This is a genomic window from Microcoleus sp. S13_C5, from assembly GCF_036700845.1.
Taxonomy (GTDB): Bacteria; Cyanobacteriota; Cyanobacteriia; order Cyanobacteriales; family Microcoleaceae; genus Microcoleus.
Map to the genome: position 1 here is coordinate 1 of NZ_JAUBPR010000182.1, position 9,335 is coordinate 9,335.

Genomic DNA, 9,335 nt, shown 5'->3' on the forward strand with positions numbered 1-9,335 from the left:
AGCGTAACTGCCATTATCTGTATCATCCCAACTTCCCCCAGGCGGAGTTAGAGAATAAGTTGCCGTGCGAGTGGTACTGTTACTATTAGTATCGACGCTGACAAATGTAGCGGGAATTGAACCACCTGACCAATTTACTACCAGGTCATAATTATCTAAACTGCTAACATCAACTCCACTGCTATCAGTGAAAGTAACTGTCAAGGTCTGGCTTGTGCCGCCCGCTGTAGTAATGCTAGAAATTGTACCCAAGCTAGCAGTAGGTGCGGTAACATCAGCAGTACGAACCAGTTGAGTGGCTGCGGTATTGTTATTACTGGCAGTATCAGTAGCTTTAGCCTCCGGTACATCAACTGTGACAGTGCCATCACCATTCGGAGTAACGGTAAAATTATAAGTCGTGCCACTACCTGTAAAACCGCTAACCGTACCGTTAGTAACATTAATGCCACTCGTACTAAATCCTGTCACATTTTCACTGAAAGTTGCTGTGACTAAAAATGGTGCATTTATTGTTGTGGGTGAAGTTGATGTTAAGGCAACTGTTGGCCGAGTAATATCAGCAGTACGAACCAGTTGAGTTGCAGCGATATTATTATTACCCGCAGTATCATTCGCTTTATTCGCAAGTACATCAACGGTGACATTACCATCAGCGGTGGGAGTGACATCAAAAGTGTAGGTTTTGGCATCAAGTCGGACAAAGTTACCTACAATCGCATTGGCGACTGTAATATCAGTATTATCAAACCCAGAGACATTTTCGCTGAATGTTGCTGTGACGGTAAATGCGGCGTTGACTGTTGTTGCTGAATTTGAGTTTAAGGTGACATTAGGTGCGGTAATATCAGCGGTACGAGTTAACCCAGTGGCCGCCGTATTGTTATTACCCGCAGTATCATTCGCTTTATTAGCAAGTACATCAACGGTGACATTACCATCAGCGGTGGGAGTGACATCAAAGGTGTAGGTTGTGGCATTAACTGGGACAAAGTTACCGACAGTGGCATTGGTGACGGTAATATCAGTATTATCAAACCCAGAGACATTTTCGCTGAATGTTGCTTTGACGCTAAATGCGGCGTTGACTGTTGTTGCTGATGCGGATATTAAGGCAACTGTGGGTACAATGGTGTCTACAATTATGGCTCTGCTATCGGCTAAAGATTTTCCCGTAGGGATAGTCAAGGTTGCATCATTGCCAGCAGCATCCTTTAAGGTGGCACCGACTGCTAAAGTTATGCCTGTTGAGTTGAGATCAATACTATTTTGTCCGGTTGCTGGAGTATAAATACCGCCAGCAGATGTGCCGGTGAAAGGTGCAATAGTAACAGTGCCACCTGTGTCTAAGGCGACACTCATATTACCGCCTGCTAAAGTAACGCCTTCGCTGAAGTTGACGGTGACATTGATGTTACCAGTTATGTTGTAACTGCCGTCAGTGGTGGTAGAGGTGACGCTGGCGATAGTGGGTGCAAGAGTATCGATAACTATGGCTTTACTACCACCGAGAGAGGTAACTGAGGGGGTAGTGGGGAGGGTTAAGAAAGCGTCAAAGGCTGTACCAAAAGTTTCTTTAATTGTGCCGCCGTTGAGGGTGAGGGCGGTGGTGGCGAGGTATTCTAAGTCACCGGAGGTGTCTCCTGGTTGCACTACATAGTTGAAGGTGAGTACAGTACCGCCGCTACCAGAGGCATAGGTGGCAAAGCGGTCAGTTGTACCTGTTTCTAGTTGCAGTTGCGGTGTGCCACCTGTGGTATCTACGTTGACAGCGGCATCGAAGGTGACGGTGATGGCGATGGTATCACCTGCTTTGTAGCTGCCGTCAGCGGTGGTGGCGGTGACAGCGGTAACTTTGGGGGTGGTGCTGAGCAGGATGCCGGCGTTGTTGTTGCCCGGGTTCCCCACAGCTAAGTCAGGTTTTCCGTCGCTGTTGAAGTCGCCGATGCTGACGGAGCGGGGGTAAAGGCCAGTTGTTAAGGTAAGTTGGGGGGCGAAAGTGGGAGTGGTAGCGAAGGTGGTAGTGGTATTGAGCAGGATGGAGGCAGTGTTGCTGAAGTCGTTCGCCACAGCTAAGTCAGGTTTTCCGTCGCTGTTGAAGTCGCCGATGCTGAGGAATCTGGGGCCACTGCCAGTAGCGAAGGGAACTTGGGTGGCGAAAGTGGGGGTGGCGGCTCCTGTGGTAGTGGTATTGAGCAGGATGGAGAGGTTGTTGCTGTCGAAGTTCGCCACAGCTAAGTCAGGTTTCCCGTCCAAGTTGAAGTCGCCGATGCTGACGCCGAAGGGGCCAAGGCCAGTAGTGAAGGTGACTTGGGTGGCGAAAGTGGGGGGGGTGGCTCCGGTGGCAGTAGTGTTGCGTAGGATGGAGACGTTGGCGCTGCCGTAGTTCGTCACAACTAAGTCAGGTTTTCCATCGCTGTCGAGGTCGCCGATGCTGACGCCGAAGGGGCGAGTGCCAGTTGCGAAGGGGACTTGGGTGCCGAAATTGGGGGTGGTGGCTCCGGTGGCCGTATTGTTGAGTAGGATGGAGACGCTGTTGCTGCCGCTGTTGGCGACAGCTAAGTCAGGTTTCCCGTCGCCGTTGATATCGCCGATGCTGACGGAGGCGGACTTAAGGCCAGTTGGGAAGTCAACTTTGGGGGCCAAAGTGGCAGTGGTGGCTCCGGTGGCAGTCGTGTTGAGCAGGATGGAGGCAGTGTAGCTGGTGTAGTTCGCCGTTGCTAAGTCAGGTTGACCGTCGCCGTTGAAGTCGCCGATGCTGACGCCGAAGGGGCCAAGGCCAGTGGCGAAGGGAACTTGGGTGCCGAAATAGGGGGTGGTGGCTCCGAGGGCAGTAGTGTTGAGTAGGATGGAGACGTTGGCGCTGCTGGTGTTCGCCGTTGCTAAGTCAGGTTGACCGTCGCCGTTGAAGTCGCCAATGCTGACGGACAAAGGGTTACTGCCAGTAGGGAAGGTGACTTGGGGGGCAAAGCCTAGTAAACCGCTGTAGGTTTTGAGGGTGGTTTCTGTGAGAATTAGTTTTGGCTTTTGAGGGGATGGGGGGATGAGTTGGGGGATGTCCCAGGTGCCCCCTCGTTCGCTGTTGCCTGTGGTATTGGTGTTGGCGGCGATGTTTGCGCCTGTGAGTTGGTGCAGTTGAGCAAGGAATTTGTGGCCTTTATCTCCGGCTGCTATGTTACACCCGTAGAGGAGAATATCGGCACCGGGAATTAGTGCTTTGCGCCACTGTTTGAGTTGAGGGGCGAAACTTTCTATGTTGCTGCTGTTGAGTGTATTTGCACCGAGTTGTACTGCACCTGGACTGCCGTGAGAGATAATATGGATTGCTGCTATATTTTGTTCAATTGCTAACCTTTCGGTGATTTGCTCAATGCCATCCCGCTTTTTATCTAGGATAATTACTTGAGCATTTGGACAAACACCGCTAATTAAAGTCTGATAATCTTCAACATTTGAATCAATAAAAACTAGAGTCGAAACAAGTTTTTGCTCTATCATTGGTCATCTCTTAATTTTAAAATAGGTGATTAGCAATAAAAAATATTTATTGCGAATTAAAAACGTCTACAATGGGGTTTCAGGGGTGACTACACTCCTGAGTGAGCTGAGGCGATCGCACTGCCATGTGCCAGTTCGTAAGTCCTGTCTTTCCTGGCCGTCATTTTTGTTGTAAAGTTTTCTATATGATCACCCGCTCTCCTTACCAGAAAACTCCAATTACTATTTTATTGCTCCCGGCTTCATTTCATATCATTTGTAACCTTTTTCTCTTCCCCAAGCTAACTAAACTTTAATCATTCCCAACACTTAGGCACTCACTTAGTTGGGTTTAGTGGCACAATTTGCCGGGGGAGATTTTATGGGTAGATTGTTTGTGGGATGCAACATTTATCGGCATCCCCGAACGCTACACCACGAAAGTGACTGCCTGAACTATACTACTGGCAGTGACTCCCTTCAAGACAGCTAAATATTCCCCTGTTACCTGATACTGAATTATAGTATCGCTCACAAAAGCGCCCGTCCCTTGAAAAATATTTAACTGGCTAAAAGCCAGGGGGCCAATTAAATCAATTTTGTCTTGATTGAGGGTAAAATCAGTAATCACATCAGCAGCGGAAGCGTCTGTTGCACCAGTGTCGATCGCGATCGCAAAAACATCAAAACCCAATCCGCCTGTGAGAGTGTCGGCACCCATTTCTCCAAATAAGTAATCATTGCCCCCGTCGCCAAACAATATATCGTCGCCATCGCCTCCGTAAATGCGATCGTTTTCCTTTCCTCCGTAAATCAAGTCAATGCCGCGATCGCCCTCAATAAAATCAATCCCCTTACCACCAAAAATAATGTCATTGCCATCACCGCCCCTAATGCCGTCATCCCCTTTTTGTCCGTAAAGCAAGTCATCGCCTGCTTTGCCATGAAGATAATCATTGCCGGGGCGTGCGTAGATGATGTCGTTTAATGCCGATCCTGTGACGCGATCGTCGGAGTCTGTCAAACCGATTACTGACTTTTTCAACAAGGTTGTGACATCGCCTAAGTTATCGTTATCGCTGATATGGACTGTGAGAGGGGCGACGAGATTATTATACAATGTGTCAGTGCTGGTAGTGGCGTGGCTAATTGGGCTGAGATGATCGCCCTCAACAACCGCATCGTCAACCGCAGTCACCGTTACCGTTTGAGCGACATTCCAATTGGCGGCAGTAAAAGTAAGGGCAGGTTGAGTGACAGTAACTTGAGTTTCAGGGGTAATGACGACGGTGACATTAGCAGTTGGCTGAGTATTGAGTCGCACTTTGTATATATCGCTGCCCAAGCTTTCGAGTACCTGGGTACTGCCAAGTGGTTGAATGAAAATGACAGCGGGAGTACCTGAAGTCGGCGTGGGAATTGTTGTCGGAGTTGGCGTTGGAGTTGTTGTCGGAGTTGGTGTTGGCGTTGGAGTCGGAGTTATTGTCGGAGTTGGTGTTGGCGTGATTGTCGGAGTTGGAGTGATTGTCGGAGTTGGAGTGATTGTCGGAGTTGGAGTGATTGTCGGAGTCGGAGTTGGAGTGATTGTCGGAGTTGGCGTTGGAGTCGGAGTTGTTGTCGGAGTCGGAGTTATTGTTGAAGTTGGTGTTGAAGTTGGAGTCGGAGTTGTTGTCGGAGTCGGAGTTGGGGTTGGAGTTGGAGTTGTTGTCGGAGTTGGTGTTGGAGTTGGAGTCGGAGTGGTTGTCGGAGTCGGAGTCGGAGTTGGTGTTGGAGTTGGAGTCGGAGTTATTGTCGGAGTTGGAGTTATTGTTGGAGTCGGTGTTGTTGTCGGAGTTGGAGTTGGAGTCGGTATTGGCGTGGCAATGTTAACAGTAAAACTGCCTAAATTGCTACCTACAACTTGATTGCCCAAACTATCTTTTACTTGATTAGTTTGCAAATTAACAGCGTAACTGCCATTATCTGTATCATCCCAACTTCCCCCAGGCGGAGTTAGAGAATAAGTTGCCGTGCGAGTGGTACCGTTACTATTAGTATCGACGCTGACAAATGTAGCGGTAATTGCACCACCTGACCAATTTACTACCAGGTCATAATTATCTAAACTGCTAACATCAACTCCACTGTTATCAGTAAAAATAACTGTCAAGGTCTGGCTTGTGCCGCCCGCTGTAGTAATGCTAGAAATTGTACCCAAGCTAGCACTAGGTGCGCTAAAATCAGCAGTACGAAACAGTTGAGTGGCAGCGGTATTGTTATTCCTCGCTGTATCCGTAGCTGTTGCCGCAAGTACATCAACTGTGACATTACCATCAGCCTTCGGTGTGACTGTAAAATTATAAGTCGTGCCGCTACCTGTAAAACCGCTAACCGTACCGTTAGTAACATTAATGCCACTCGTACTAAATCCTGTCACATTTTCACTGAAAGTTGCTGTGACTAAAAATGCTGCGTTGACTGTTGTTGCTGAAGTTGATGTTAAGGCAACTGTTGGCGGTGTAACATCAGCAGTACGAACCAGTTGAGTTGCAGCGGTATTGTTATTAGTCGCAGTATCCGTAGCTGTTGCCTCCGGTACATCAACGGTGACATTACCATCAGCAGTGGGAGTGACATCAAAGGTGTAGGTTTTGGCATCAAGTCGGACAAAGTTACCGACAGTCGCATTGGCTACGGTGATATCAGTAGCATCAAACCCAGTGACATTTTCACTGAATGTTGCTGTGACGCTAAATAAACCATTTACTGTTGTTGCTGATGGGGATGTTAAGACAACTGTGGGTGCAATGCCATCAATAACTATGGCTTTGCTACCGCCGAGAGAGTTGACTGAGGCGGTAGTGGGGAGGGCTAAGATGGCATCCACTATCAAATTATCTTTAATGGTGCCGCCGTTGAGGGTGAGAGCAGTGGTGCCGAGGTATTCTAAGTCGGCAGAGGTGTCTCCTGGTTGCACTACATAGTTGAAGGTGAGTACAGTACCGCCGCTACCAGAGGCGTAGTTGGCAAATTGATCTGTGGTACCGGTTTCTAGTTGCAGTTGGGGTGTGTCGATGACGGTGACAGCAGCATCAAAGGTGACGGTGATATTGATGGTGGCACCGATGCCGTAACTGCCGTCAGCATTGGTGGCGGTGACAGCGGTTACTTTGGGGGTGGTGTTGAGCAGGATGGAGAGGGTGTTGCTGTTGCGGTTCGCCACAGCTAAATCGGGTTTCCCGTCGCCGTTGATGTCGCCGATGCTGAGGGGGACGGGGCGACTGCCAGTAGCGAAGGCGACTTGGGTGCCGAAAGTGGGGGTGGTAGCTCCGGTGGCCGTAGTGTTGAGCAGGATGGAGGCGGTGTTGCTGTTGTAGTTCGCCGTTGCTAAATCGGGTTTCCCGTCGCCGTTGAAGTCGCCGATGTTGACCCAGACGGGGCCACTGTCAGTAGGGAAGGGGAGTTGGGTGGCGAAAGTGGGGATGGCGGCTCCGGTGGCGGTGGTATTGAGCAGGATGGAGAGGGTGTTGCTGTTGCGGTTCGCCGATGCTAAATCAGGTAAACCGTCGCCGTTGATGTCGCCGATGCTGACGATGATGGGGGTATTGCCAGTAGGGAAGTCAACTTTGGTGGCAAAAGTGGGGGTGGTAGCTCCAGTGGCGGTGGTGTTGAGCAGGATGGAGGTGGTGTTGCTGAAAGTGTTCGCTGTTGCTAAATCAGGTTTTGTGTCACCGTTGATGTCGCCGATGCTGACGGATCTAGGATCACCGTCAGTAGCGAAGGTAACTTGGGTGGCGAAAGTGGGCGTGGTAGCTCCAGTGGCGGTGGTGTTGAGCAGGATGGAGGCGTTGTTGCTGCCTTGGTTCGCCGTTGCTAAATCAGGTAAACCGTCGCCGTTGAAGTCGCCGAGGCTGACGGCGAAGGGGCGGCTGCCAGTAGCGAAGGTAACTTGGGGGGCGAAAGTGGGGGTGGTAGCGAAGGGGGCGGTAGTGTTGAGCAGGATGGAGGCGGTGTTGCTGTACACGTTCGCCACAGCTAAATCAGGTTTGCCGTCGCCGTTGATGTCGCCGATGCTGACGGAGAGGGGGGTACTGCCAGTAGCGAAGGTGACTTGGGGAGCCAAGCCTAGTACGCCGCTGTAGGTTTGGAGGGTGGTTTCTGTGAGAATTAGTTTGGGCTTTTGGGGGGATGGGGGGATGAGTTGGGGGATGTCCCAGGTGCCTCCTCGTTCGCTGTTGCCTGTGGTATTGGTGTTGGCGGCGATATTTGCGCCTGTGAGTTGGTGCAGTTGAGCGAGGAATTGGTGGCTTCTGTCCCCGGCTGCTATGTTACACCCGTAGAGGAGAATATCGGCACCGGGAATTAAGGCTTTGCGCCACTGTTTGAGTCTAGGGCCGAAGCTTTCTATGTTGCTGCTGTGGAGTGTATTTGCACCGAGTTGTACTGCACCTGGACTGCCGTGAGAGATAATGTGGATTGCTTCTATATTTTGTTCAATTGCTAACCTTTCGGTGATTTGCTCAATGCCATCCCGCTTTTTATCTAGGATAATTACTTGAGCATTTGGACAAACACCGCTAATTAAAGTCTGATAATCTTCAACATTTGAATCAATAAAAACTAGAGTCGAAACAAGTTTTTGCTCTATCATTGGTCATCTCTTAATTTTAAAATAGGTGATTAGCAATAAAAAATATTTATTGCGAATTAAAAACGTCTACAAGGGGGCTTCAGGTGTGGCTACACTCCTGAGTGGGGACAGGCGAGCGCACCGCCATCTGGCAGTAGCGTAATGTCTGTAGGTCTTGCTGCTGAATACATCAGGTTTACTTTGCTACATCTACAAAAGTAAACTAAAGCATATACAAAGAGTTCAAATTTGCGTGACTACGAAGAATAGGATCAATCGCTTTTTTTTCAGGTGAGTAACCAAAGATAAATAATACGGTATTTTCTAATTTTACCATGGTGTCTGGATTAACTTCATCAATTTTATTTCGCATTTTTTTATCCAAAACTCGCATTTGATGACACAATGCAACAGAATATTGAGCTAATCATCACCGCCTGGAATGAAAACAGACGAAGGAAGAGAGGCACGGCGCAGATTAGTTGTGAGAGGAATACTGATAACAGTAGTCGTATACATCAAAATAGTATCGTTCGGACAAATAATTGTGGGACGTACACCAGCCTCTTCGGAACCTTGTTTAGGCTCAAAGTTTGCCATCCAAATTTCACCAAATTCAAATACTTGTTGGAGTTGTTGTCGCTCGATTTTTTCTAACTATTGTTGGATTAAATCTTTCAGGGCTATCATTTTTGGTAAGGATTCAGGTCTAAAAACTTGCGGCTCCAACGCTTGTCTGGCAAGGGTTTTAGGGCAAAATAATGGTTTTTGTCTTTCGTGGTTAATTGTCAATAAACGAGGAGAAGTGACACTTTTTCGTGGTTTATTGAGAATAGAGATTCATTTAGTATCAAGCTCCATATCTAAAGTCTTTGCCCAGCAAGGAGTTCAGTGACCTGAATCCTTACCATTTTTGTTGTAAAGTTTTCTATATGATCACCCGCTCTCCTTACCAGAAAACTCCAATTACTATTTTATTGCTCCCGGCTTCATTTCATATCATTTGTAACCTTTTTCTCTTCCCCAAGCTAACTAAAATTTAATCATTCCCAACACTTAGGCACTCACTTAGTTGGGTTTAGTGGCACAATTTGCCGGGGCAGATTTTATGGGTAGATTGTTTGTGGGATGCAAAATTTCTCGGCATCCCCGAACGCTACACCACGAAAGTGACTGCCTGAACTATACTACTGGCAGTGACTCCCTTCAAGACAGCTAAATATTCCCCTGTTACCTGATACTGAATTAT

Annotated in this window: 3 protein-coding genes; all 3 read right to left on the reverse strand. The window is 48.5% G+C overall.

The window, feature by feature from the left end; genetic code table 11:
- Window positions 1-3,498 (reverse strand): DUF4347 domain-containing protein (locus tag QUA04_RS27535; RefSeq protein ID WP_333263342.1); only part of this gene is annotated, 3,498 nt, incomplete at its 3' end.
- Between the two features lie 409 nt (window positions 3,499-3,907).
- Window positions 3,908-8,107, reverse strand: coding sequence for a DUF4347 domain-containing protein (locus tag QUA04_RS27540; protein ID WP_333263345.1), 4,200 nt, complete (start codon window positions 8,105-8,107; stop codon window positions 3,908-3,910).
- Between the two features lie 402 nt (window positions 8,108-8,509).
- Complete coding sequence (locus tag QUA04_RS27545) at window positions 8,510-8,686, reverse strand: type II toxin-antitoxin system PemK/MazF family toxin (protein WP_333263348.1); 177 nt, start codon at window positions 8,684-8,686, stop codon at window positions 8,510-8,512.
- Between the last annotated feature and the right edge of the window lie 649 nt (window positions 8,687-9,335).